Source organism: Collinsella aerofaciens (genome assembly GCF_039836695.1).
Lineage (GTDB): Bacteria > Actinomycetota > Coriobacteriia > Coriobacteriales > Coriobacteriaceae > Collinsella > Collinsella aerofaciens_BD.
The window spans coordinates 33,919-60,080 of the sequence record NZ_JBDPAC010000009.1 but is presented as its reverse complement, the minus strand read 5'-3'; the positions used below and the strand labels follow the sequence as shown (position 1 = coordinate 60,080).

The following is a 26,162-nucleotide window of genomic DNA, read 5'->3' as shown; positions in this document are numbered from 1 at the left end:
ATCGGATTAGTACTCGCGCGGGCTGTTGACGATCTCGCCGGCGGCGACCTTCTTCAGGTGCTGCCCGTAGACCGACTTGCCGTAGGCCTCGGCGGCCTCCTCGAGCTCGGCGGTGGTGATCCAGCCGTTCTCCCAGGCGATCTCCTCGGGTACCGAGACGGGCAGGTCCTGTGAGTGCTCCACGGCGCGGACGAACTCCGCGGCCTCGTGCAGGCTCTCCATGGTGCCGGTGTCCAGCCACGCGTAGCCGCGGCCCAGGGTGACCACGGAGAGCGTCCCCTCCTCCAGGTACATCCGGTTGAGGTCGGTGATCTCCAGCTCGCCTCGGGCGGAGGGCTCCACCCCATGCGCCTTGGCGGCCACGTCGCCCGGGTAGAAGTACAGGCCGGTGACGGCGTAGGAGCTCTTGGGCTCCGCTGGCTTCTCCTCGATGGAGACGGCACGGCCCTCCCCGTCGAACTCCACGACGCCGAAGCGCTCGGGGTCGTCCACGTGGTAGCCGAAGACCGTGGCGCGGCCCGACTCGGCGTTCTGGACGGCGCGCGTCAGGTGGCGCGACAGGCCGTTGCCGTAGAAGATGTTGTCGCCGAGCACGAGGGCGCACGGCTCGCCGGCGATGAACCCCTCGCCGATGGTGAAGGCCTGCGCCAGGCCGTCGGGGCTCGGCTGCTCGGCGTAGGAGAGGTTCACGCCGTAGCGCGAGCCGTCCCCGAGCAGCCGCTCGAAGTTGGGGAGGTCGGTCGGCGTGGAGATGACCAGTATGTCCCGGATGCCCGCCAGCATGAGGGTGGACAGCGGGTAGTAGATCATGGGCTTGTCGTAGACCGGCAGCAGCTGCTTGGAGGTCACGAGCGTGAGCGGGTACAGGCGTGTGCCGGACCCGCCGGCGAGGATGATGCCTTTCATGTTAAGCTCCTAGATACACATTTCTGGCTTCAAGAGCCAGACTCAAATAGCTTGTGCTCTCGATTTACACCAATGCGTGAAGCAGGAACGCCCCCCCATATTTCTTCCGAAGGTATGTCCTTTGTCACGACGCCGTTAGCACCGACGATGCAGTTGTCACCGAGCCTCACGCCACCGATGACCTTCGCGCCGGCAGCGATGCGAACGCCGTTGCCCAGTACAGGAGCCTTGTCATAATTCCAACCGATTGTTACCTGCTGGTTCACCCAGAGATCTGAACCGATGCTCTTGGCAGAGATAATCGTCGCGAAACCATGTTCTACGAACATACGTGGTCCGATGTCCTCGGTGCTAATGTGCAGGGTCGGCTCGAGTGGCCAAAGAACCCTAAACAGGCCGCGAGCGACAAACGAAGTCCTTTGCTGCCTGAGGCGCATGTCGAAGACGTTTCTGAACTCGCGCCACTCCGACAAGAGATATGTCATCCGTGCAAAACTTCCAACCGTAGCAGGGAGTTTCCTGATGCGCCACCAGCAGTCCACATCCTCCCAGAGATACCCGCCGCGGCCCGCGACACCCAGTGCTGCGATTCCGCGCCAAGCGTTCGTTGCGATCTTGATGCTCATTCTATTCATGAAGTTCTCGCCTCCGGTGCTTTTCGTCTAGCCTACGGTACGGAAATCTTGCCTTTAACGATTCGCCCTAGAAGGCCCTTCGCATACATGAGTCTTTCTTTAAGCGGGAAGGCTTTGGAATATCGCCCGAGCTCCGCCATGTCTGCTGTTACGGTCTTGCGGCCTGTGAGGCGCAGGATCTTCAGATTCGCGGCGAGCGTAGTCTTGCGCTCGAACTGCCGCGCCTGGATTCCGCGCAAGTAATCCCAGTCGTGAAACTCCTCGAGCTGAAGCAGTCCGGCGGCATCCATTGCCCGCAGCATCTCCTGCCCCTTTTTTGTCCGCCCGAAAACGACATTTCTCCCTTCATGCTCGGAGAAATCTGGTTTTCCGCTGGGAAGGCGGTACCAAGCGTCTCCTGCAGACACGTCGGCATACTCCCCTAGCCCATCGAAGTAGAAGCGGCAATAGCCTTCCAGATCGCGGCCGAGAATCTTCCCCCAGGAATCGTCGTAGGTCATGCTGGCCTCTCCGCCCCCTTCGAAGCTCTCAGTGGCGTAGCCTGGCCAGCCATTACCGCGATAGCGGAAAGAAGACAACTTCTTCCCCTCAGGATTAAGCTGTCCATCAAGGCGCTTGACAGAATTCTTGCTCGGAAGGCCGGCGCAGAAGAATGAGAATAGATAGGGGAACGTATCGGCATAGCGCTCATCGGAATCCACGAGGTTACGAAGAGCACGTATGTCGCAGGGTTTACCTACGGCCGCGAACCTCCGGCCGGACGAAACGGCCTCAGAAATTCTCGAAAGCGCAGGGGAGGAAACGTAGCGTGATCCCGAGCACGCCTTAACCCCTTCCGCAGTTTCATTAAAGCGAACCTCAGAGAAAAGCGGGTCGTTAGGGTCAGGTCCAACCTGCATGACCGCGTCCACAAGCCCCGCATCCAACAGATAGCACAGGCAGGTGGTTATGACGCCGCCAGAAGAGGCGTTGCGGCGCACATCGGGGTCGTTAGACCAGCCCAAGAAGGAGCAGAGCGTCTCGCCCCAAGGGTTTTCGTCATACTTTATGGGTAAGGTCGCCACAGGGCAATATTTATTGCAGTTCTCGTCGACGGCATCTGTTGGCGGACGGAAGAAACCACGGGAGTCCTCCACCATCTGAAGCCCGACCATGCTTGCGCAGGCACCGCAACCCAAGCATAGGGCTCGAATCTGTTCAAGCCCCAGCCCGGCGGATTTCGGCTGCGTCTTGTCCACGTTGTTAGTCATTTCGCCTTCCGTCCATGATGGCCTGCGCGAATGCGGCCGGGTCGTGCATCAAATCGTAGAAGTCCATTAGTTCATTGGGCTCGAGTTCCCACCAGCGCGATTTCTCAAGCGCGTCACAGGTATCCTTGTCGAACCTCATGCGCAGCACCCGCGCGGGGTTACCGACGACAATCGAATAAGGTTCCACATCATGCGTGACAATGGACCCCCCCGACCACAGAGCCATTTCCGATTCGAGAGCATCCGGGCATGATAAGTGCTCCGTTTCCAATCCAGACATCGTTTCCGATCTCGAGCGACGCCCTCAATACGTCATCGACGTCGAGGCCAGCAAAGGCACGATTGTAGAAGTAAGGGGACATCACGGCGCGCTCAATGGGGTGCGAGGCGCCAAAGTAACTGACCCTCTGTGCAATAGAGCAATAGCGGCCCACGGAGACCGATGCCCCGCCGACGTTAAACGTAGCGTCGAAGCAACTCCCGTAGGTGTGCATCCCCACCTTGACGCGATAGTTCTCCCATGTTCGGCGGCGAGCAAGAATCGAGGTCTTCTGACCGCCTTCTGAGGCCACGTCTCTCCTGTACAGTCTCTCTCCTACCAGGGGCAGCGAGTACTTGTCCATCACTGAATAGACTCCAATCAAATCAGATGATTATCTGATGACAATGCGCCTCGCGAAGCCTCGCAGTACACCGAATCCATTTGTTTTGAACGACAGCAAGCAGAACGCGACGCAGTAGACAATGCCGATGGCTACGCAACTCACGGCAAAGCCGAGCCAGCTGCCGACGGGAATGACACTCAATACGGCCCAGCAGGCGACACCCGCCGCCGCAACGATCGCAGTATATTTCAGATAGTTCCCGTAGTAAGCGAGCACGCTCTTTCCGAACACTCGCCTGTAGATAATCAATGGGTCTACAATCTCGTAGGTGAGCATGCGAGCGATGATTGTCGCCAGAAAGATGCCGGGCAGACCGATCCACATCCCTAGAGCCACATCCAAACCGATGTTGAGGACCGAGGCAATGACTGGGATATACTTGCCGTATACGAATAGCCCAGCTGTGTTGCGATACACAAAGCAAGCGTGGTGCATGTTGTTCACGTAGAAAGCTCCTACGATCGCCGCGACCGAGGTAATGTCGAGCACGTAGTCCGTGCCGACCCACAACCTGATGAAATCATTCGAGAGCAGTAGAAGCCCGACGGCTGAAAGGCCGAAAAACCAAGCGCTAGCACAAAGCAAGCCGTCAAAGATAGCCTCTTTACGCTCTTTGCCCTCCGAAGCGTTGACGTTTCCAACACTCGCGGTGATGGAGCTCACGACTTGCGAGCCAAGGGATGTGAAAAGATCGACGAGAAGCTTATAGTTGCTGTAGAAACCGACAGTAACCACATTGATGATTGCGGAGATAAAGATGCTATCCGTGCCGCCGAGGACGGTAGACCCCAACTTGTAGACAACAAGCGACTTGACGTTGGCAACGATCTCATTGCGCTCTTCGACAGAGAGCGGTTTGACAGTCTTTTCCAACAGGAAGGGGTACATCTTGTCAGCTTTGTGAGCGAGGAAGGCGTTTGTTCCGATAGTGCAGGCGACGGTTATGGCCATGAAAAGCACGTAGTTGCCCGTCAGGAGAAGAATGGCTACCTGAACGGCGACCTGAACGGCATGGAAGCCTTCTTGCGCGATAAGAACGATGTAATTCTTTTGGTCAGCCACAATAAGCGATGTCTTGTACACAAAGAAGTAAGAGACAGCAGTGTTAAAGACGTACATAAGGAAAATCGTGTAGAGCAACGAGTCGTCCACCGCCACGTCTCCCACAAGCATCTTCAGGAACGGGAGCAAACATAGGCCGAGAACGCCGATAAGCAAGCCGATTCCCTTGTACGCTTTAGCATAGAGGCGCATGAGGGAGCCGAGCTTCGCGTTGTCACGCTCCGCCAGTGGCTTGTACAGACTATAGACAAACGCGTTTCCAATACCCAGCTCGGCGAACGAGAGCATTGTGAGGATTTCAGTGAAGAGGCTGTTGATGCCGAGCAGCTCCTTGCCGAGAACCCAGATAAAAGCGGTGCGCGACAAAAAACCCAGCAAATTCTTGACAAGTTGAGTCAAAAGCGTGACGGCGGTGTTCCTCACAACGTATTGGCTTCTACTAACTTCTTTCGTCTCAGACATCTACTATCCAAACAACGTACGTTAACGGTTCAGGAGGCCGCCCAAGCAGGCGGTAAGGGCGTCCCGCGCAACATTCAGTTTTTCATCGGCGGTAGCGCGGGCTCGCGCGGCTTCGGAAGCAAGCACTTCGCGCGATCGAGCGGCGTCGAGAACTGCGGAGACGGCTTCGTCGGTCGTGCACGACGCGAGGTCAACGACGTGCTTGTAGCCCACGCCGCCGAACAGCCCTTCGAACTTCCTACTGTAGGCGACGGGAACCACGGCGGTTCCGGAAGAAAGCGCGGCGATGGTGGCGTGCATTCTCGAACCGATCAGAAGGTCCATCTGGCAGATAAGGTTCTTGGCATCGACAGGGGTGTCCGCAAAAGCATGAGCAATGACGCTCGGATAGCGTTCGGAGAGAACGCGGTTCACAGCTATGTCCGCGTCCACATGGGGTACCAAGTGTACTTCGCAGCCGTTTTCTAGCAGCCCCTCGATAACGCGATGGACAAACACTCGGTAATCGACCCTTAACTCAAAGGCCTTCACTGTGTTCTCAAGGGAGTCATCGTAGAGAAGCCCAGAGGCGTTAAGCGCCACACGAGGCGCATCAGTATGAGGAAGCTTCAAAGCTTCTGCGTCGAACGGCAGGCCGAAAGCCAGGTCGGTCGACACGGACGCGGTCTTGCCGCAGACCTCCTCGAAGCACTGGGCCGAAAGCTCGTCGCGCGCCACGGCCAGCGCGGCCGCGCTGAAGACGCGCTTGGCGAGTGCTCGCCCCTCGACAGATTTGAAGGGTCCGAACGTCTGTGGCCCCAGGATAAGGGGCGTGCCGCATCTGACGGCGTAGTCCATGGGCTCGGCATAGCGCTCCAGGCGCTCCATACCGTAGATATCCGAAAAGCTATCGCCGGCAGTCAGGTCGAAGAGCGCAAAGGAGCTTTTTATGCGCGAGCGCATGGCTCGGTTCTCCAGGCAGTGCCTAACCTTAGCCTTAATACTCATCGAAGAGCCCATCGGGATCACCTCTACGGAGGAAGCAGAGATGCCAAGCCTGTCGCACATGAGCCTGCGGGAGCGCTCGCACTCCTCTTTGTCGTAAGAAAGCTCGAGAATCGTATAGCTGAAATTCGTGTCCCATCGAGTCGCGACCTCGTTAAGAATCTTTACCGCAGAGTACGTCAAGGCTACACAGCCCAGATTGTCCGAGTTAAGCACGGCACCGGATAAAACGATGTTAGGCATCGTGAACCGCCTTTCGTCTCTCTTCGATTTGAAAATTCAATAGCTCGAATAAGGCCAACGCGATAACGACCCTGATTCCAAGAGCCGGCGAATAGCAGCAAAGCGTGGCGCTCGTAAAGAGCAGGTATATGATCATTGTTAGCATCAGAGCCCTCTCAAGGCCGCCAACATCTCCTCTGGTGTTTCGGTAAACAGAAATCATCCTCCAGAAGAAAATAAGGTAGAGAACAACGAAGAGAAGTCCCCATTGCGCTGCTAAGCCCACTATTCCGACATCGCTTATATAGGCGGTTCCGTTACCATGGAGGAGCGACGAAGTTGAAGGAAGAGAGCCGAAGCCAAGTAGCGGGTACCTCAAGAACATTTCAAAGTAGTAGGAATATGCATACGCTCTGATAGAGGCGCTGCCGGAATAGACGGTATCCGTCGAGCTGAAAGAGGCAATGAAACTCTCAAAAAAACCCATGCAAAACATTAGGACAACGAGCAGGATGACAAGAAGCTTTTTGATACCCTTGGATAGCCTGCCGCTCTCAGCGCATATAACTGTGCCGAGCAGCAGGGAACCGATAAGCGCGATATCCTCCATCCTGGTTTGGTAAACGACGACAATGGCCAAGATAAGAAGCACGGTACAAACGATGTAAGGCAATCTATTGCGCTTTTCTTTACTCAAAAATACGGCGGAGATGGCCGCATATATCGTCGCGAAGGTCATCAAACCGCCAGGAGGACTGAACCTGATACCGAAGTCACGAATAGAAACGTCAGCTCCGCTTGTGTTGGTCATGGCGCTGAAAAGTATCCCACCGGTTACAGAATAGAAAAAACTCTGCAAAAGCATGGCGACGGCGCAAACCGTAGCAATTACCGTTAACCAATCCATCATTTTTCGATAGGAACCGTCAACAACCATCTGAACTAGAAGAGGAAGAGCAAGGATGAAAAACGCCACTTCAGAGGCCTTGATTGAGGCACTGAAGGGGCTGCCCATAATCTTCATGGAGTAGACGACCTCAACAGCACATACAGTTAATAGGCAAAGGAGGTAAATAAGTAAGAAGCAGTCGAGTTTCTTCAAGACGAGATCTTTATAGCGAACGAAATACAGGGCAAAAACAACAAAAGCTGCTACGCACACAAGCTCCTTGTCCCAGTTTGTTGAAGTCCACTTTCCAAAAAATCCAGGCAAAGAGACAACGCAGGCTAAGCGCGCGTCCAGTACAAATGAAAGCAAAAGCAAAAACCTGAGAATGCCCGAGGATTCGTATCCGCTATTTTTCGTAATCGATTCGTCCGGAAAAAGACGGTTTACTTCCCGCATATCCTCACCATCCCACGATAAGGCTCACGAACGACGTCGCGTATGCCATCGATTAGAAAGCAGATACGCTTAGCAGAACCATCATGGCGAACGAAGGACTTTGCCACGAAATAGAGTGCGTTGTACACGAAGCAAATGAAACACTGCAGCTTGGAGGCGTTGCGTGACTCGAAGCGCATGGTGTTGCGCGTAAGCAAGTAGCCCGAAAGACCCCCAACCTTATGGATGGAGGCAGAACCCTTGTGCACGATTGAGGCATCGGCGCAACAAACTACCGTGCGCCCCATACGTTTGGCGCGCAGGCACCACTCGGTCTCTTCAAAGAACAGGAAGTAGCACTCGGGGATAAGTCCGAGCTTCTCCACGTCGCAGGCGCGAAGCATGATACAGGCGCCGCCGATGTAATCACAGACAAACGCGCCAGAGAGGGTCTCTCGGGGCACGCCGCCTGAGCGGACGGAGACGTCGCCGGTCCACAAATTGATGCTCGCCCCGGCGGACTGCACGGTGCGCCCCGTGCAGTCACTCTCCAAAAGCACCGGACCCACGAAGGCGCAGTCTTTATCGGAGTCAAGGTAGTCGGCAAGCTTAGCCAACTCGACGGGATCGACAATCGTATCATTGTTAAGCACGCAGACATGCGTACAATCGCAGGCAAGTGCGCGCCTAATGCCGACGTTGTTTCCACCCGCATATCCAAAGTTGCCGCCCGACTGGATAAGCTCACAGTAGTCGCGGGCAGCCAAGGTCTCGCTGCGCTCCAAGCGCTCAAAGGAACCGTCCGTGGAGGCGTTGTCAATAACGAAGAGTTTAATGCCGCGAGCGGCTACGGGAAAGCACTCAACGCAGGAAAGCGTATCGTCAGCCCCGTTGAAATTTAATATGACGAAGCCTAGGAGCCGCTCACCGCTTTCAGCAAGGCCACAATCTTGTTCCAATGTCATCTAAACCCCATATCGAACACCACAGGCTCCAAGAACTTCCTCATGGCGTTCCGCTTCTTCTCAAGGTCGAAGTACCCGTCAAAGAATCCGTGGTACTCGTCCAATATTTCGTCCGCGGCAATCCCGCGGCTCTCCATGTCGCAAATCGCCCTGACCATGTCGTCGTCGGAGCAACAGATTGCGTACTCAAGTCCAGTCGAGGCTTCGGCGAAGCCCTCCACGCAACTGCTCACAACGGGTATGACGCCGTTAGCCATGTAGGTGGAAATCTTCGTCGGAGTGGCAACGCGGTTCACAGCAATGTCGTCACGGATAACAAAACCATACTTCGCTCGTGAAAGAGCAGCCGGAAGTTCATCCTGTTTCTTGCTGGCGACGGTTACGTTGGATAGGCCGTACTCCGTGACGAGCTCGTTTGCCTGATCAGTATCCCATGTATAGAACAGCAGCTCTGCATCGGGAATCCTCACCTGGATGTCGGCGAATAGCTCGAGCATACCGTCAATGCACTGGTACTTCGACAGACCGCCCGCATAGGTGAAGACAGGGTGCCTGTACTTACCCGGGGACAAGAAGGATTCAGGGTGCAGCACCTCGTTGCAACACGGTGCAACGAACGTTTTCGACGCAAGATCGACACGGTATTTCCCCTCGAAATGACGGCGCATGGCGTCGGAAACCATGAACACGCGCCTCGCATGCCTAAGTGCGGTCTTCTCGCAAACGCTAAGAGCAAATCGGCGCGCCTTGCTGCCGAACCGTAGATAGTCCTCCTCGGGCGCAATCCCCTGAGCCCAATAAACTAAGTGCTTGCAACCTCTGGCAACTAGGAGTGCCGCTGACTTTGCCTCAGAGACAAAATACAGATCTCGTTTAGGGTCTCCACTATGTATGCAGTCAGGGACATATCGAACGTTAGCCCCTATGTCAGAAAACGTCTCTCCGATTGACTGGATATACCAGTCGGTAACGAGTCCGTTGTCTTCATAAGTCTCAACCCAAGTATTAGGCACATAAGTACTAGACATTTACGGCCCCCACCTTACAGGTTGCTAACGCGCCGTTGGTCATCATGTCCATCCAGTTTGCGATCGAAGCGACGCGTTTACGCAGCTCGAGTCTCGGAGCCCTGTCAAGGCTCCCCTGGGCCAAACGGGCGCGCAGCTCGCCGTCGTCACGAAGCCGGGCAATAGCGGTGGCAATCGCATTTATGTCATCGGGGTCGACGAGAATCGAGTTGTCATCCCCGCATATGTCGTAGTTAAAGCTCCGATCAGCAGAAATGATGGGTAGTCCGCAGCTAATCGCCTCGACAATAGCCGTACAACATCCTTCGATTTGCGTGGGAAGGACAAAGGCGTCCAAAGCGCTCAGGAAAATCGGCAACTCGCTATTATCAACCGGCCCAGCATTTAAGCACCGCTCGCACGAGGGATCCTGCGGGCCTTTACCCGCACAAGCAAAATATACAGCGTCGAGGCTTTCAGCCGCCTGCTTCAGACGCAAGGGGCCCTTTTCCGTCTCGAGCCTTCCCACCATACCCACGACGAAAGCGTTTTCATCCCATCCAAGTAAGCGTCGAGAAGCCTTCTTATCGCGAGGGTAAAAGCGATCACCGCGGCAGCCATTCGGGGAAATTAAGACCTGCTTCGGCTTGACAACTCCAGCATGGAGCAGGTAATCCCTGTTGTTCTGTGAAACAGCCACGACTCCGCATAGCGAGTCGAAGACTTTGGCCAACGCATCGTTGCCAAAATACCGATCGCCAAAATAAAGGCCTTCGCCACTTTGGAAGAACGAGGGGACTCCGGTCGTCTTACTGAGCTTCGCTGCGGCAACGCCGCAAGGACAAAGGAACTCCCCGAAGAACAACGCAGGGTCGATGGAGAAATCGCGCAAGGCCTTGTTTGCAGCACCAACATAGTTCGACACGGTAAAACTGACACGCTGTTTGTTGAGGGGACCAGGCCTTTGGCCCATGCTCAGGTAGCGGGGGCGCACAATGCGAACGTTGTTACCTTGCTCGGTCATCTCAACGGTCTCTAGGGGCAGCTTCCGGTTGGTCTTATTCAAGTTGACCGCAGAGGGGCACACCACAACGCATTCGTACCCCAGATCAGCAAAGGTCCACGCGGTCTGTTGCGTGAAAACATTAATGTTCGGGTCGAACTCGTTTGGATATTTGTTGGCTAGAATTACAAGCTGCTTCATCATCATGCCTGAAGGTAGGGGTTTTTCTTGAGAAGCTTAGGGAGAAGCTCAGCCTCCTTGTCGCCAAGAATCGGCCCGATAAAGATCTGGTGCCAATCGATGAGGGAGTCGATGAGGTTGTATTCAATAATCTTAGGGACGCCCGACTCATCGAGGGTGACATCCCAACTGATGATGCCGAAATGGGCAAGCCTCGGATGCAGGTCGCACACGAGTTGTTTCGCGTCCTCCCAGAACGGAATGCGCTCGCCGCTCCTCTTCATTCCAGCCTCCTGGGCAGTGTAGACTTTCATGTCATGGTCTACGAGCTTGCCGCCGATTGCGCCAGTTTCCACATCGATGCTCACCGCGTAGCCACCGGAAACGAAGTTGTCCACGACGCTGCCGGCCTTGCCCATCCTCATAGAGGCACACAGAATGTCAACCTTGCCGTCGAGGAAAACCGACACAACGCGCACGGACTGCACCGAGGTTGGGTTGAAGGACTGAAGGAACTTGTGCTGCTTGAAGATCTCCTGAACGCAGAAGTTGCCGTCGAAGTCAGCTCGAGCCCGCTCGATTTGCTCAGCATCCATGCAGGCGCCGCTCACCTTGGAAACGCCACGTCCGCCACCGGACTCGATGGTCGGCTTCAAAATATAGTTGGAATTTTTCGCGAGTAAATCTGCCGCTTGCTGTGCAGTCACAGGGCGGTATTCACCGTCAAGTAGGCTGCCCGAGATGCAGCGCACGACCGTGTCGGGCGTATTCTCCCTGCCCAGCACAAGGTCGAAATAATTCTTATCAGTGAAGGCCCCACAGTACTTAAGTGCGTTGTGGTTTGGTTCTATGATCTCCGTCCAGATTTCCGTGGAGATCAGGCCTGGTTCGGGCTTAAGTCCGCGGTCCGCGTAAAGACGATAGTCGTCGAGTTTCGGCTTCAGCCCGTAGCGCTTCCAGTAGTCGTAGATGGCGCGCTTTTCCTCAGGTTTGATGGGTGCGCAGCCTTTGGCCCTGTCCCGGTCGATACAGATGTAGACCTGCCGCATGACAAAGCGATAGATCGAGAGGTAAAGTGAGTATAGAACAGAGAAGAACTTGTCTTTCATTAACATGCTCCAGTAGTAGTGGTCTTTGGCAACTCCATCTTGCTCCCCAGTTCGCAATCGAGCCCATCCGGCTGCTCCTCATCAGCGTAGAAGGGATCGAAACCGCCCCCAGTGTAAAAAGTCATCTCGCCGAAGAAAGGCTTGCCCGCGATGTTGTAAAGGTCAACTCGTACGTGCGGAAGACCCTCCGCCAACGTCTCGGCAAGCCTGAGCATCAATTCGTAGTTCTCGGGCTTTTCGGTAGGTTTACGATTGGACACTTCGTGATTAATGTCTCCACGTTGTTCCCAGCATGGAGTGAAATACTGCATGTCGTGCGCTGTGAAGCGGTCGGCATCGGTCTGCACGAGTGCCGCCTTTCCGTCGAAGCAGTAGAACTTATAGTCGGTCGGGGTCTGCCTACCCGGTTCGTCAAGGTATGCCTCGGCCACCACACGAGGCGTTATATCCCTGTAGGCCCACTCCCGACCCTGCCAGTACCAGTTCCGTTGAAGCGCGGTGCGTAGGCGTTTCTTGGCGACCTCAAAATCGAATCTGGATTTATCTGTGCACACGATTGTGCTCTGCGAGTCGTGTGTGCACTTCAGCACGAACTTTTCCGGCAACTCATCAATGTCGATATCTTCCACCGAATCGTAGACGCCATAAAGCGGCACAAGGTATTCATCGCCGATACGCTCCCTGACAAAGGATCGCACGTCATACTTGTCAACAAGTGTGGTCAAGACTGGATTGTGATAATGCAGTTTGCACCACTGTAGCTTCTCATTAAAGGTCTTGGGATGATCAAGATCGAGCTTATAGTGCAGCTTTGCTTTGAAGCACATGCGTATAAATACCTCATCGGGGATAAAACGCAAGTTGTTCCTCAGAGAAAGCGCGAATCTTTTCTTTAGTTTCATCGCACGCCTCCAACGCCATCGATGTAATCAGAAAGGTCGGCGCAGAATCGCGCCGCGTTGCTCTTGTAGGGCAGGTAATCCTTGGAAAGCACCCGCGCATAAGCGGCGGGCAGGTCGGTCGGGTCCATACACGGCTCGATCAGACCCATGTCCCCGAACTGTCGAACAATCTCGATCTGGTGATCATCCACATGTTCGCCGTATTTTGCTAGACGCGGAACAGCGATGACTTTCTTGTTGTCCTTAACGGCGCCGATGATGGCGCCAGTGCCTCCATGGGTTACCACGACATCGCAAGCATCCATATGAATGCGGAAGGAATCGCGATCGAGAAATGCCTCGTGTTCCAAATACTCAGGAATGTAAGTGCATACACCCGTTTGAGCAAAAGCTCCATCCCCAGCAACACCGCTAGCAACGAGAGCATCTACCGCCCTGATCAATCTGTCGAATTGGAACTTCTGGGAGCCTACGGTAACGAAAATCATGCGACAGCCTCCCTAGTACACGCCACCGACAAAGCGGGCATTAGGGTACACGGATAGCATCGACTCCCACTGCACGTAAAAGCGATCGGCGCGTTTACTCAGCAGCTTTCCCGTCATGGTTGGTGAGTCAGTTTTCGCGAAAGACTCGACATACACAAGTTTGGCGCCCATTGCATGCCCGATCAGGCAAAACGGGATGGTGGCCAGTACCCCCGTGCACACAATCACGTCGGGGCGTTCAGTGAGCCAATAACGTAGAGACGTCACGGCATTGACAATCATTCGAGGAAGAAAGCTTGCCTCGTGTCGATTCACCTGGCGCACATAGCGAGCCCGCACGGGCAGCTTGGCATCGTAGGCAGTCTTCTCGGTGAGGATGAAACTGTCGTAGCGCTCCATCAAAGGCTTAAGCTCAAGTAACTGCTCCAGATGCCCACCAGATGACGCAGCAAAGCACACTTTTATGTCCTTGCGACACCTCGTCATGAACTAATCCCTCTTAAACAAATCGCGCGTATAAACCTTGTCCGCCACGTCCGCGAGCTCGTCGCTCCAGCGGTTGGCGACGATCACGTCGCAGCCGGCCTTGAAGGCCCCCAGGTCGTGGGTCACCTCGGAACCGAAGAACTCCGGCGCGTCGAGCGTGGGCTCGTAGACCACCACGGGCACGCCCTTGGCCTTCACGCGCTTCATGACGCCCTGGATGGAGCTCGCACGGAAGTTGTCGGAATTGGACTTCATCGTCAGGCGGTACACGCCCACGACCGGCTTCTCCTTGCCCTCGTACACGCGGTCCCACACCATCTGCAGCACCTCGTCGGCCACGAAGTCCTTGCGGGTGCGGTTGGCCTCCACGATGGCCTCGATCAGGTTCTGGGGCACGTCCCTGTAGTTGGCCAGCAGCTGCTTGGTGTCCTTGGGCAGGCAGTAGCCGCCGTAGCCGAAGCTGGGGTTGTTGTAGTGCGACCCGATGCGTGGCTCCAAGCACACGCCGTCGATGACGTCGCGGGTGTTGAGGCCGCGGACCTCGCAGTAGGTGTCGAGCTCGTTGAAGTAGGCCACGCGCAGCGCCAGGTACGTGTTGGCGAAGAGCTTCACGGCTTCGGCCTCGGTGGTGCCCAGCACGAGCTCCGGGATGCCCACGGTGCCGTCGGCGTTCACGCGCTCCAGCTCGGCGGGGTCGGCGCCCTGCGCGAGCAGGCCGGCGAACTTCTCGGCGGCCGCGACGGCCTCGGGGTCGTCCTTGGGCGCACCGACCACGATGCGGCTGGGGTGCAGGTTGTCGTAGAGCGCCTTGCTCTCGCGCAGGAACTCCGGGCTGAAGAAGATCTTGCTGTCGCCCAGCCTCTCGCGCAGGCCCGCGGTGTAGCCGACGGGGATGGTCGACTTGATGACGATCCAGGCGTCCGGGTTCACCGAGCGCACGGCGGCGATGGCGGCCTCGACGGAGCTCGTGTCGAAGAAGTTCCTGTCCGAATCGTAGTTGGTGGGCGTGGCGATGACGGCGTAGTTGGCGCCGGTGTAGGCCTCGGCCACGTCGACGGTGGCGTGAAGGTCGAGCTCGCGCTCCCCCGCCTCGGCCTCCGCCAGGAATCGCTCAATCTCGTCGTCCTGGATGGGCGACACGAAATTGTTGATCTTCTGGACCTTCTCGGGAACGATGTCCAGCGCGTGCACCTCGTTGTGCTGCGAGAGCAGGACGGCAAGGGACAGGCCGACGTAGCCGGTACCGGCGACAGCGATCTTCATTTTCTTCTCCGATTCGGATCGGGTATTAAAGTTAGGCATTAGTACGCATCGCTCCCGCTGAAGACCTCAAGAACCGTGAGGAGGACGATCTTGAGGTCTGCGATGATCCCGCGTTTTGCTATGTACTCGAGGTCACGGCGGACCATGCCGTCGAAACCAGTTGAGTTTCGATCGGTAACCTGCCACCATCCGGTGATGCCCGGCTTCACGGCCAAGCGCTGTAGGTCGTACTCCGTGTACTCCGCGACCTCGTTCGGCAGCGGCGGTCTGGGGCCCACGACGGACATCTGCCCAAGGAAAACGTTCAGGAACTGCGGGAACTCATCGATGGAGTGCTTACGGATGAACCTGCCGATCTTGGTAACGCGGGGGTCCTCCTTCATCTTGAACATGGCTCCGGCGATCTCGTTTTGCTCCTTGAGCTCAGCGAGGCGCTCGTCGGCGTCCTTGTACATGGAGCGGAACTTCCACATGCGGAAGGTGGTCAGGCTGCCGTCGGGGCGGGTCTGGCCCACGCGGATCTGGCTGTAGAAGGGGCTGCCCTCACTTTCCAGGCGGTTGGCCGCGGCCAGCACCAGGCTTGGGATCGCGATGAAGACGAGCGCGGCACCGCTGAACACGATGTCGAACGCGCGCTTAACGGCGCGGTAAGCCAGGCGCGAGCGGTCCCAGTCCATGATGGATTGCATGGCCTTGTAGCGGCCGGCGCCCTCACGCCGGTCCATGGCCTGAGCAATGAGCGCCGCCCCCACGGGCGCATCCGTTGCAAATTGAGTTTTATCCGACACGTTTTCTTCCAAGACTTCGTCCCCGGGTCGGGGATCCTCCCTGTTCTGTGTAGCGGTCGCCAGCAGCTAGGCGATCGCCTTTTTTAGGTTACGCATGACACGCTGCTCACTTGAAAGCACGGCAAGGCCAACGCGCGTAGTAACGCGTCGGCCGCACAGGTCGAGCTCCAAATAAGCAGTGCTCTTGCGTCTGTTAATGGTTTTGATAAGGCCTTCGTGGCCCAGCAGCGGACCTGCCGTAACAACGACCTGGTCACCGTCTTTTAGGGCCTCGCTCATGGGCACTACGCGGTCTCCCCTGTGCGTAAAGCCGCCAATAAGCTGGACCTCTTCTTTTGCCAGCGGCACAAACTGACCGTCCTGGGAAAGCACTCGGGCAAAGTCGTCCATGCGCAGCAGATACTGTTGCACGGTACGGGGATCTGCCGTGTCGCAGATAAGATAACCGGGAAAGAGCGATTTGGTCGTATTGACCCATTCGCCGTGAACCTTAATCTCGGTTTGAAATTGGGGATAAAAAAGCTCTTGCATGGCACCCACTGGCACCATGCGCTCGATGCGCTCGCGCATTACGTCTTCGCGACCGTTAATGACCTGGATCACATACCACACGAACACCACCCCCTTGCTGTCTTACGTGTGGCTCACGGGGTTTGGGTATGGCTACGCCAGGGCGCTTGTGCGCGAAGGCGCTCCATATTCAAACCCTGAGCCCAGTTAGACAAGCACGTGGCTCTGCCCCACCGTGAACGGTATGTATAAGCGCAGTGGCTAGAGACGCGGACGTGTATCGAAAAAATGACCGCGACTCCAGCTGGCTGCGTGCGAACCAGTCAAGCGGGAACAAAACTGGACCGCACGCAAACAGCTGAAGAACTGCTACGCTTTGGCATGCTAAATAATTATTTGCATCTCAAAACTAACTGAATGCAAATAACTACGTCGCATGACATCATTATTGGAGCTCGTGGTGTTTCTGGCACCGCCGTTACGGCCGGATGCTGATCGACCCTGCGCTGCGTGGCTTGCTAGAGCCGCGAGCACAGTGGAACTCATGTAACGTTAGGTATCTTAGCACAAGCTGTTAGTGAAACTGATTTGGGCTGCGTTGGACAACATATCGTTCATTTAGCGTGCTTAAGGGGGTTATTTTGGGATGTTGTTCACGTTAATGCAGGTTAATGGGATGCTAACGGTGATTAGGCGCGTTCCTGAAGCCCATATGGAACGGCGATCTACACTGATAATCGCGTTTGGCTAACAAACTATGTACAGACATGGGAAAAAATTTGTGCAACTTTTTGTTGGCGTAGGTGGGGTTTGTGGCGCATGGTGTTTTGTCATGAAAAAAGGCCTTCGGAATTCCGAAGGCCTTACATTCACGATGGTGGAGACGAGGGGGATCGAACCCCTGACCTCTTGACTGCCAGTCAAGCGCTCTCCCAGCTGAGCTACGCCCCCGTGACGAGGAGATACTATAGGGGAAGTTGGCGCGGCGTGCAAGGACTTTTTTGGGTCAGATTCTAAATACCTATTGATATAAATAAGCGATAGCGGTTCCGGTGTGGACTTGGATCGTGGCTGCTGACCTGACGACGTTACTAATGCCCGTGTCGGCCAGCAGGCCCAGGGGGCTGTGGTCTAGCTCCCATTCTAGGCCGTGTTCGCTTACCTCGGTGTTGGGGGCTATGGCGATGATGGAGAACGTCTTGCTTTCGGCGCCCTCGATGGTCCACGACTCGCCTGCGTGGAGGATGCGGGCGACCACCTTGTCCTCGGCAATCCAGACTGGGGCGTCATCGTAGCCTGCGAGCAGGCCCAGTACGGAAAGCGCCATGTCCGGACGGCCGCCGGTGGCGCAGGTCGCAACCACTTCGGCACCCGGCCAACGACGGCGGATGGAATCGAGCGCCAGCGCCAGATCGGTATAGTCCTTGTACGGATCATGGCGCTCAACTTCAAAGTCGGTGGCGGCATCGACCAGCGCGCGACCTGCATCGCTCACTGTGTCGGCATCTCCTACATACACGTCGCAGCCCAGGCCGGCGCCCAACAGCGCGTCGAGTCCACGGTCCACGGCGACGACGCGGTTACACTCCCCCGCCAGTTGGCGAAGCAGATCCGCGCTGGCCACCACGGGCGAGCCGCAGACCACTAATACCTTGCAAGCCACAGCCCTCGCCTATCCCTCAAACGAAAGAACGCGGGCCAGATCCAGCTCCTCGTAGCTGTCGATAAAGATATCGCAGTTGGCGCGCACGTCGTCGCGCTTCATGCGGCCGTGCGGGTCATAGATGCCCACACGCTTAAAGCCAGCGGTGCCAGAACTCTTTAGGCCAAAAACAGCATCCTCAAACACCCATGCGCGCTCAAACTTGTGCCCATGGCGCTCTTCCAGGCGGCGCAGCGCCAGCTCATACACATCGGGGAACTGCTTGGAGCGTCCTGCCTCGCCCGTCGTGGTAACAAACTCCATGTAAGCGTCGAGCCCGGCACCAGCGAGCGCGGACTGCACCAGCTCGGCCGGCGTGGACGTGGCTACGCACATGGCAATGCCCGACGTCTTCGCCTGCTCCAAAAATGCCAGGAGACCCTCACGCGGCGGCACCTTGGAGTACCCATCAATCAAAATCTCGCCCAGCTCGCGATACAGCTCCTCGCCATTCGCGCCAATGCCCCACGTGTCGTGGTAAGCCTGGCACTCATCCTCCAGCGACAGGTGCTCAAATTGGGCAAAGTCATCCACGTTCACGTCAATCCCGTGGCGGTGCAATAACTCGGGCTGGGCATAGGCCCAGACGGGGGTGCTATTAACCAGTGTGCCGTCGCAATCGAAAATAAAAGCAACCTTGGGAGCGGCGGTATGGGACATAAACGAACCTTTCGATATCAAATGGTAAACATCCTGCTAAAAACGTTTTACCAAACGTCAGCCAAACAATTTTGAAACCCAAATTGGTAAAACTGTCAAGAGTTTTATCACGTCAATTCTGCCAGTGGTATAAACATGTCGCTTACCGATTAAACGTCCCCGCGAATCCGCTTTCGTCCATAAAACTAACGCACAGGTGTTATCGTAGTTTCTGCCGAAAGTTCCACCGAGCACGCGAGGTGGAACGAATCACAGAAACTTCGCCGTCCCTTCGATTCGTGCAGCCTTGGACCTTTCGCATCTAGTCACCAAGGCAACACGCTGCCGCGTCATGATGGGATCAAACGTGAGCGATACAAAGCTAAAGCCAACGGCTAAAAAGCCCGCAACCCGCAAACCGGCTCCGCACGCACCGGAGCTCTCCAAGGACGATGTCTACCTGTTTGGCATTGGTATGTGGGAGCGCAGCTGGGAAAAGATGGGCGCGCATCCCGACACGCAGAACCGTACGCGCGGCTGGCGCTTTTGCGTTTGGGCGCCTGACGTAAAAAGCGTCCATGTCATTGGCGAATTTAACGACTGGGATGAGGAAGCCAACCCGCTGGTGCCCGTGCATACGAGCGCTATTTGGGAAGGCTTTATTCCTGGCGCCGAGCAGGGCCAACTCTATAAATATCTCATCGAGACCAACGAGGGCGAGAAGCTCTACAAGGCCGATCCGTACGCCTTTAAGGCCGAGTGCCCTCCGGGTACCGCGAGCGTGCTGTGGACCCTCGATGGCTACCAGTGGAACGACGCCGCGTGGCTCAAGCGCCGCGCCGGCCACAACCACATGTCGCAGCCGCTCAACATCTACGAGGTGCATATTGGCTCGTGGAAGCGCCACGGCGACGCGCCGCAGGGCGAGCCGGACGAATACGGCAACTACCCCGGTCCCATGGATCCCTTCCCCGCGCAGCGCGGCGAGTTCTACACCTACGACGACCTGTCGGTGGAGCTCGTGGACTACGTGCGCGACATGGGCTACACGCATATCGAGGTCATGCCGCTCATGGAGCATCCCTTCGACGGCTCCTGGGGCTACCAGACGACCGGCTACTATGCCGCCACGTCGCGTTACGGCAATCCGCAGCAGCTCATGCACTTTATCGATGCGTGCCACGAGGCGGGCATCGGCGTGATCATGGACTGGGTGCCTGGCGGTTTTTGCGCCGACTCCCACGGCCTTGCCACCTTTAACGGCCACATGCTGTTTGAGCACGAGATTCACCCCAACTGGGGCACGCACAAGTTTGACTTCGCCCGCGGCGAGGTCCGCTCCTTCCTGGTTTCCAACGTGCTGTATTGGCTCGAGAACTTCCACGTGGACGGCATTCGCATGGACGGCGTGTCCAGTATGCTGTACCTCAACTTTGGCATCGACGATCCGGGTCAAAAGAAGTTCAACAAGTACGGAACCGAGGAGGACCTGGACGCCAGCGCGTTTATCCGCCAGGTCAACTGCGCCGTGGAGGCCCACTTCCCCGACGTGATGATGATGGCCGAGGAGTCCACCGCGTGGCCGCTCGTGACCTATCCGCCGCAGGACGGCGGTCTGGGCTTCCACTACAAGTGGGACATGGGCTGGATGAACGACACCCTGCACTACATGCAGACCGATTTTCCGTGGCGCCCCGGCAACCACGGGCTGCTCACGTTCTCCATCATGTACGCCTTTACCGAGAACTTCATTTGCCCGCTGAGCCACGACGAGGTCGTGCACGGCAAGTGCTCGCTCATCGGCCGCATGCCGGGCGACTGGTGGCGCCAGTTTGCCGGCCTGCGCACGCTGGCTTTCTACCAAATGACGCACCCCGGCGCCAAGCTCAACTTTATGGGCAACGAGATCGGCCAGTTTATTGAGTGGCGCTACTACGAGTCCATCCAGTGGTTCCTGACCGAGGAGTACGAGACTCACAAGCATCATCAGGCGTTTATCAAGGCGCTCAACCACCTGTACACCGCCGAGCCCGCCCTGTACGAGCGCGGCTACACCGACGACGGCTTCACTTGGATCGACGCAGACAACTCCAAGCAGTCCATCGTGAGCTTTGTGCGTCAGGGCGAGGACGTCGATGACGATCTGGTGATCCTGATTAACTTTGACCCGGCGAGCTACGAGAGCTTCCGCGTGGGCGTGCCGCGTGAGGGTGACTGGGAGGTTATCTTTGACTCCGACCGTCCTGAGTTTGGCGGCAGCGGCTATGCCGGCGAGGAGCCCTACACCTGCTCGAGCGAGCCCTATCCCTGGAACGGGCAGATGGACTCCATCGAGATTAAGGTGCCCGGTCTGGCAGGCGTGGTGCTTAAGCGCCGCGGTCCCAGCAGCTACAAGCCGCCCGTGGTCGAGGAGCCCAAGAAGACAACGCGCAAGCGCACGTCCTCGGTGAAGCCCAAGGTCGCGGCTGCTAAGAAGGCTCCGACCAAGGCGAAGGCTGCCAAGCCCGCTGCCAAGGCTTCTGCCAAGTCCACCACAGCCAAGAAGGCAGCCACTAAAAAGGCCGCTACCAAGGCCAAGGCAGCTGCTGTTAAGGCTCCCGCCAAGAAAGCGTAACAAAGGCGTTACCGCTGTAATCACCCGCCCCGCGGGGGCGTAGGATACAAGTCATAACCGTTCCGGGAGAAACATCCCCGGGGGAAAGGAACGTATGAATAAGATCTTCGACAACAAGCAGGAGTTTACCGAGCTCTATCGCGATGCCGTCATGAGCATTAGCGGCAAAAGCGTCGAGGCCGCCAGCGACCTTGACCGCTTTAATGCCCTGGCCAAGCTCGTGGCCGAGAAGGCACGCACCGTTGCCACCAAGAGCGACGCCCGTGCGGCCGCCGAGGGCAAGAAGCGCGTGTACTACTTCTCGATCGAGTTTTTGATCGGCCGCCTGCTCGACAACTATCTGCTCAACTTTGGCGTGCGCGACATGGTCGCCGAGGCGCTCGATGACATGGGCTTTGACCTGTCCGTCATCGAGAACCAGGAGCCCGATCCGGCGCTGGGCAACGGTGGCCTGGGCCGCCTGGCTGCATGCTTCCTGGATTCCATGGCAGCCGAGGGCATTGCCGGCTACGGCAACGGCATGCGCTACCGCTACGGCCTCTTTAAGCAGGAGATCGTCAACGGCAGCCAGGTCGAGGCCACCGACGAGTGGCTCACCCACGGCTATCCCTGGGAGGTTCGTCGTCAGGACAAGGCCGTGACCATTAAGTTTGGTGGCCGCGTCGAGGGCTTTGAGGAGAGCGGTCGCACGTTCTACCGTACGGTGGACACGCAGGATATCCTGGCCGTTCCCTACGACATCCCCGTCGTGGGCTATGCCGGCGAGACCGTCAACAAGCTACGTGTCTGGGCCGCCGAGCCGGTCGAGGAGCACTTCGATCTGGAGGCCTTCAACCGCGGCGACTACGCCCTGGCAGATGCCGAGCGCGCCGAGGCCGAGGCCATCAGCGCCATCCTCTACCCCAATGACGCCGGCGAGCACGGCCGTCTGCTGCGCCTGAAGCAGGAGTACCTGTTTGTCTCGGCCGGTATCTACAGCCTGCTCGACACCTTTGAGAAGGAGCACGGCGCGAACTGGGAGCTGCTGCCGCAGTTTGTGGCCATCCATACCAACGATACCCACCCTGCCATGTGCGGCCCCGAGCTCATGCGCATCCTCATCGACGAGAAGAAGCTCGAGTGGGACGACGCCTGGAACATCGTGACGCAGGTCGTGAGTTACACCAACCACACCATTCTGCCCGAGGCCCTGGAGAAGTGGCCCATCGGCACGTTCTCCAAGCTCCTCCCCCGCGTGTATCAGATCATCGACGAGATCAGCCGTCGTTGGCATGAGTCGTTCGACACCACGCAGGAGGGCTGGCAGGAGCGTCTGCGCCAGACCGCCATCCTGTGGGACGGCGAGATTCGCATGGCCAACCTGTCCGTGATCTGCAGCCATAGCGTCAACGGCGTGGCCAAGATCCACTCTGACATCATCAAGAACATCGTGCTCAAGGACTTCTATGCCCTGTCGCCCGAGAAGTTCAACAACAAGACCAACGGGATCTCGCACCGTCGCTTCTTTGCCGAGGCCAACCCCACCTATGCCAAGCTCGTGACCGAGGCCATTGGCGACGGCTGGCTCAAGGACGCCTTTGAGCTGGAAAAGCTCAAGGAGTACCAGAATGACTCCGAGTTCCTGAAGGCCGTGGGTGCCTCCAAGCGTGCCAACAAGGAGCGCCTGGCCGCCTACGTTAAGGCTGAGACCGGTCTGGTCATTGACCCCAACACCGTCTTCGATGTTCAGGTTAAGCGCTTCCATGCCTACAAGCGCCAGCTCATGAACATCATGAAGGTGATGGACATCTACAACCGTCGCATCGCCGATCCCAACTTCCACGTGACGCCGACGACCTTCATCTTTAGCGGCAAGGCCGCCTCGAGCTACACCTTCGCCAAGGAGACCATCCGCCTCATTAACTCCGTCGCCGAGGTCATCAACAACGATGCCCGCGTCAACGAGGTCATGAAGGTCTGCTTTATCCCCAACTTCCGTGTGAGCAACGCCCAGCTCATCTACCCCGCCGCCGAGATCTCGGAGCAGATCTCCACGGCCGGCAAGGAGGCCTCGGGCACGTCCAACATGAAGCTCATGATGAACGGCGCCATTACGCTGGGCACCCTCGACGGCGCCAACATCGAGATCGCCGACCTGGCCGGCCGCGAGAACGAGGCCATCTTCGGCCTGACCGCTCCCGAGGTCGAGCAGCTCTGGGCATCCAACAGCTACTTTGCGTGGGATACCCTCAACGGCGACCGCGAGCGCCTGGGTCGCGTGATGGACGAGCTCAAGGACAACACCTTTGCGGGTCTTTCGGGCAACTTCGAGAGCATTTACAACGAGCTCATGAACAACAACGACCCCGACCTGGTCATGGCAGACTTCCGCAGCTACGTGGATGCGTGGGAGAAGCTCACCGGCAGCTACGGCGACCAGGAGACCTGGAACCGCAAGGCGCTGCTCAACACCGCCTCCTCGGGCTGGTTCTCGAGCGACCGCACCATTCGCGAGTACCGCGACGAGATCTGGCACGCTTAAAGGCGCGCGAGTTCCCTTATGCCAGCACGGCATTACTCGACGGGCGCGACCGAGTGCCGCGCCCGTCGCTAATGGGTTTAGGAACATCGATGACAGAAGGAGAAATCGATGAGTAAGAAAGAATGCATCGCGATGCTCCTCGCAGGAGGACAGGGCAGCCGATTGGGGGCACTCACCCAAAAGATCGCCAAGCCGGCGGTTAGCTTTGGTGGCAAGTTCCGCATTATCGACTTTTCGCTCTCCAACTGCTCCAACTCGGGCATCGACACGGTGGGCGTTCTGACGCAGTATCGCCCCTACCTGCTGCATGCCTATGTGGGCTCCGGCGAGGCGTGGGATCTGGACAGCCGCGACGGCGGCGTGTCGATCCTGCCGCCGTACGAGACGCAGACCGGCGGCGCCTGGTATGCGGGCACGGCCGACGCCATTACGCAGAACCTGGACTACATCAAGGCCAACGACCCCAAGTACGTCCTGATTCTTTCGGGCGATCACCTGTATCGCATGGACTACCGCAAGATGCTCAAGACGCACATTGAGAACAACGCCGACCTCACGGTGAGCGTTATGCCCGTGCCTTGGGAGGAGGCTAGCCGCTTTGGCATCCTGACCACTGACCCCGAGGACGGCCGCATCACCAAGTTCACCGAGAAGCCCGATAAGCCCGATTCGAACCTCGCGTCCATGGGCATCTACATCTTCTCGGCCGACGTGCTGATCGAGGCGCTCGAGGAGGACGCTCTGGACCAGCGCTCGAGCCACGACTTTGGCAAGGACATCATCCCCAAGCTGCTCGGCGAGGGCAAGCGCCTGTACAGCTACGAGTTCCACGGCTTTTGGAAGGACGTCGGCACCATCGCCAGCTTCCACGAGACCTCGATGGACCTGCTGGGCAACAACCCCGAGTTCGATCTGTTTGACAAGCACTTCCCCATCATGTCCAACATCACCACGCGTCCGCCGCACTACATTGGCCCGGATGGTCGCCTGGACGACTGCCTGGTCTCCAACGGCTGCAAGATCTACGGCACCGCTCGCCACTCGATCCTTTCGACCGATGTCATCATCGAGGAGCGCGCCGTGGTCGAGGACTCCGTGCTGCTGCCGGGTGCGCACGTTAAGAGCGGCGCGCACATCTGCCGTGCAATTTTGGGCGAGAACTCCACGGTCGAAGAGGGCGTGAAGCTCGGCTCTGTCGATACCACCAAGGATACGGCCGTCGTTGGAAATGACGTCGTTATCGGGAAGGGGGAATGATCCGATGATCAATCGCAAGGCCATCGGTTATATCACCGCTAACTACTCTTCGACCTACGGCAGCGTGCTGCTCAAGGACCGCCCCATCGCGTCCGTTCCGTTTTTGGGCCGCTACCGCCTGATCGACTTCCCGCTGTCCAACATGATGAATGCCGGCATTAAGACCGTCGGTGTCGTCATGCCGGGCAACTACCGTTCCCTGATCGACCACGTGGGCTCGGGCAAGGACTGGGGCCTGGACCGCAAGAAGGGCGGTCTGTTCATGGTGCCCGGTAATGCGTATGGCACCACCAAGGGCGGCATGCGCTTCTTGCTGCGCGACATCATCTCCAACAAGACGCTGTTCCAGCGCTCGGACAAGCCCTATGTCGTGATGATGGGCACCAACATCATCTTTAACATGGACCTCAACACCATCATCGACGCGCACGAGAACTCCGGCGCCCAGATGACCGTGGTGTACTGCAAGGCCACGCGCAACGTCGATGACGAGACCAAGCTGCAGATCAACGAGAACGGCCGCCTGACGGGCGTGAGCGCCGGCGTCGTGTATGGCGACAACGCCTCTATGGACTGCTGCATTGTCAACCGCGAGACGCTGCTCGAGATCATCGACCACTACCAGGCTGCCGACTATCTGGACCTGCTCGAGGCACTCCAGGGCGACTTTGGCAACATCGACGTGTGCAGCTACGAGTACAAGGGCGAGGTCGTGGGCGTGTTTAGCGAGAAGTCGCTGTATCGCCGCAGCATGGACCTGCTCGACCAGACCGTGGCCGACCAGCTCTTTGACCCCGAGCGCCCGATCCTGACCAAGGCTCACGACGTGCCGCCTTCGCGCTACGCGACCGGCAGCCACGCCTGCAACTCGATCATCTCGGCCGGCTGCATCATCAAGGGCACCGTGCGCAACTCGATCCTGTCGCGCGGCGTCGTGGTCGAGGAAGGCGCCTCGGTGACCAACTCGATCATCAACCAGAGCTGCATCATCAAGAGCGGCGCCCGCGTTGAGAACGCCATCCTGGACAAGAACAACGTGGTTCCCACCAACACCGAGCTTCGCGGCACGCCCGAGAACATCTTGGTGCTGGGCAAGGCTCCGTTAACTTCCGACACCACCATCGTACGTTAACGTTGGCACCGCAACATCACTCGTAACATGCAGAATAGCCGCCCGGTTAGCGCCAGGCGGCTATTCTCGAATTGCAACATGGGAGA

At 57.5% G+C, this 26,162-nt stretch carries 23 protein-coding genes and 1 tRNA gene; 4 read left to right on the top strand and 20 right to left on the bottom strand.

Going from position 1 to position 26,162, the window contains the following annotated elements; translation table 11 throughout:
• Window positions 1-6 precede the first annotated feature (6 nt).
• The 20 genes from rfbA to ABG996_RS05755 form a co-directional block, all read right to left on the bottom strand.
• Window positions 7-906 carry a glucose-1-phosphate thymidylyltransferase RfbA gene (gene rfbA / locus ABG996_RS05855; protein ID WP_347487180.1) on the bottom strand — a complete coding sequence of 300 codons (900 nt, stop codon included), beginning with the start codon at window positions 904-906 and terminating at the stop codon, window positions 7-9.
• 29 nt (window positions 907-935) lie between these two features.
• Entirely contained in the window at window positions 936-1,541 is a 606-nt protein-coding gene (locus ABG996_RS05850; RefSeq protein ID WP_347479165.1) for an LbetaH domain-containing protein, read from the bottom strand.
• A gap of 32 nt (window positions 1,542-1,573) precedes the next feature.
• Window positions 1,574-2,791, bottom strand: coding sequence for a Coenzyme F420 hydrogenase/dehydrogenase, beta subunit C-terminal domain (locus tag ABG996_RS05845; RefSeq protein ID WP_347479163.1), 1,218 nt, complete (start codon window positions 2,789-2,791; stop codon window positions 1,574-1,576).
• The gene (locus ABG996_RS05840) at window positions 2,784-2,930 is read right to left on the bottom strand and encodes a hypothetical protein (protein ID WP_347479170.1); all 147 of its coding nucleotides are present in this window, start codon (window positions 2,928-2,930) and stop codon (window positions 2,784-2,786) included. The genes ABG996_RS05845 and ABG996_RS05840 overlap by 8 nt, the downstream gene beginning before the upstream one ends.
• A gap of 514 nt (window positions 2,931-3,444) precedes the next feature.
• Window positions 3,445-4,980, bottom strand: a complete 1,536-nt coding sequence (locus tag ABG996_RS05830; protein ID WP_347479161.1) for a lipopolysaccharide biosynthesis protein — start codon at window positions 4,978-4,980, stop codon at window positions 3,445-3,447.
• Between the two features lie 21 nt (window positions 4,981-5,001).
• Complete coding sequence (locus ABG996_RS05825; RefSeq protein ID WP_347479159.1) at window positions 5,002-6,207, bottom strand: polysaccharide pyruvyl transferase family protein; 1,206 nt, start codon at window positions 6,205-6,207, stop codon at window positions 5,002-5,004.
• The gene (locus tag ABG996_RS05820; protein WP_260699981.1) at window positions 6,200-7,531 is read right to left on the bottom strand and encodes an O-antigen ligase family protein; all 1,332 of its coding nucleotides are present in this window, start codon (window positions 7,529-7,531) and stop codon (window positions 6,200-6,202) included. The genes ABG996_RS05825 and ABG996_RS05820 overlap by 8 nt, the downstream gene beginning before the upstream one ends.
• On the bottom strand, window positions 7,519-8,475 hold the full coding sequence (locus ABG996_RS05815) for a glycosyltransferase family 2 protein (RefSeq protein WP_260699982.1): 957 nt from the start codon (window positions 8,473-8,475) through the stop codon (window positions 7,519-7,521). The genes ABG996_RS05820 and ABG996_RS05815 overlap by 13 nt, the downstream gene beginning before the upstream one ends.
• Entirely contained in the window at window positions 8,472-9,158 is a 687-nt protein-coding gene (locus ABG996_RS05810) for a glycosyltransferase family protein (protein WP_347479157.1), read from the bottom strand. Before ABG996_RS05810 ends, ABG996_RS05815 begins: the two co-directional genes overlap by 4 nt.
• Window positions 9,159-9,495: 337 nt before the next feature.
• Entirely contained in the window at window positions 9,496-10,686 is a 1,191-nt protein-coding gene (locus ABG996_RS05805; protein WP_260699984.1) for a glycosyltransferase family 4 protein, read from the bottom strand.
• A gap of 2 nt (window positions 10,687-10,688) precedes the next feature.
• The gene (locus tag ABG996_RS05800) at window positions 10,689-11,774 is read right to left on the bottom strand and encodes a sugar-transfer associated ATP-grasp domain-containing protein (RefSeq protein WP_347479156.1); all 1,086 of its coding nucleotides are present in this window, start codon (window positions 11,772-11,774) and stop codon (window positions 10,689-10,691) included.
• The gene (locus ABG996_RS05795; protein ID WP_260699986.1) at window positions 11,774-12,676 is read right to left on the bottom strand and encodes an ATP-grasp fold amidoligase family protein; all 903 of its coding nucleotides are present in this window, start codon (window positions 12,674-12,676) and stop codon (window positions 11,774-11,776) included. Before ABG996_RS05795 ends, ABG996_RS05800 begins: the two co-directional genes overlap by 1 nt.
• Entirely contained in the window at window positions 12,673-13,164 is a 492-nt protein-coding gene (gene pssE, locus ABG996_RS05790) for a PssE/Cps14G family polysaccharide biosynthesis glycosyltransferase (RefSeq protein WP_347479155.1), read from the bottom strand. Before pssE ends, ABG996_RS05795 begins: the two co-directional genes overlap by 4 nt.
• A 12-nt stretch (window positions 13,165-13,176) precedes the next feature.
• A complete protein-coding gene (gene pssD / locus ABG996_RS05785; protein WP_260699988.1) occupies window positions 13,177-13,650 on the bottom strand; it encodes a PssD/Cps14F family polysaccharide biosynthesis glycosyltransferase in 474 nt (157 codons plus the stop codon).
• A gap of 3 nt (window positions 13,651-13,653) precedes the next feature.
• On the bottom strand, window positions 13,654-14,913 hold the full coding sequence (locus ABG996_RS05780) for a nucleotide sugar dehydrogenase (RefSeq protein WP_347479154.1): 1,260 nt from the start codon (window positions 14,911-14,913) through the stop codon (window positions 13,654-13,656).
• 38 nt (window positions 14,914-14,951) lie between these two features.
• Window positions 14,952-15,701 carry a sugar transferase gene (locus ABG996_RS05775; RefSeq protein ID WP_347479153.1) on the bottom strand — a complete coding sequence of 250 codons (750 nt, stop codon included), beginning with the start codon at window positions 15,699-15,701 and terminating at the stop codon, window positions 14,952-14,954.
• A 66-nt stretch (window positions 15,702-15,767) separates the two neighbouring features.
• Complete coding sequence (loaP, locus tag ABG996_RS05770) at window positions 15,768-16,313, bottom strand: antiterminator LoaP (RefSeq protein WP_347479151.1); 546 nt, start codon at window positions 16,311-16,313, stop codon at window positions 15,768-15,770.
• 773 nt (window positions 16,314-17,086) lie between these two features.
• A tRNA-Ala gene (locus ABG996_RS05765) sits at window positions 17,087-17,162 on the bottom strand.
• A gap of 70 nt (window positions 17,163-17,232) precedes the next feature.
• Complete coding sequence (locus ABG996_RS05760; protein WP_347479149.1) at window positions 17,233-17,874, bottom strand: thiamine diphosphokinase; 642 nt, start codon at window positions 17,872-17,874, stop codon at window positions 17,233-17,235.
• Between the two features lie 9 nt (window positions 17,875-17,883).
• The gene (locus ABG996_RS05755) at window positions 17,884-18,573 is read right to left on the bottom strand and encodes an HAD family hydrolase (RefSeq protein WP_347479147.1); all 690 of its coding nucleotides are present in this window, start codon (window positions 18,571-18,573) and stop codon (window positions 17,884-17,886) included.
• A 331-nt stretch (window positions 18,574-18,904) separates the two neighbouring features.
• On the opposite strand from ABG996_RS05755, the gene glgB reads away from it, so the two are divergent.
• The 4 genes from glgB to glgD all read left to right on the top strand — a co-directional run bounded on the left by glgB (window position 18,905) and on the right by glgD (window position 26,076).
• A complete protein-coding gene (glgB, locus tag ABG996_RS05750; RefSeq protein ID WP_347479168.1) occupies window positions 18,905-21,166 on the top strand; it encodes a 1,4-alpha-glucan branching protein GlgB in 2,262 nt (753 codons plus the stop codon).
• A 94-nt stretch (window positions 21,167-21,260) separates the two neighbouring features.
• Window positions 21,261-23,687: a glycogen/starch/alpha-glucan phosphorylase gene (locus ABG996_RS05745; protein WP_347479145.1), complete on the top strand. Its 2,427-nt coding sequence runs from the start codon at window positions 21,261-21,263 to the stop codon at window positions 23,685-23,687.
• Window positions 23,688-23,795: 108 nt separating this feature from the next.
• Window positions 23,796-24,944: a glucose-1-phosphate adenylyltransferase gene (locus ABG996_RS05740; RefSeq protein ID WP_006233920.1), complete on the top strand. Its 1,149-nt coding sequence runs from the start codon at window positions 23,796-23,798 to the stop codon at window positions 24,942-24,944.
• A 4-nt stretch (window positions 24,945-24,948) separates the two neighbouring features.
• Entirely contained in the window at window positions 24,949-26,076 is a 1,128-nt protein-coding gene (glgD, locus tag ABG996_RS05735; protein WP_055310615.1) for a glucose-1-phosphate adenylyltransferase subunit GlgD, read from the top strand.
• Window positions 26,077-26,162 lie beyond the last annotated feature (86 nt).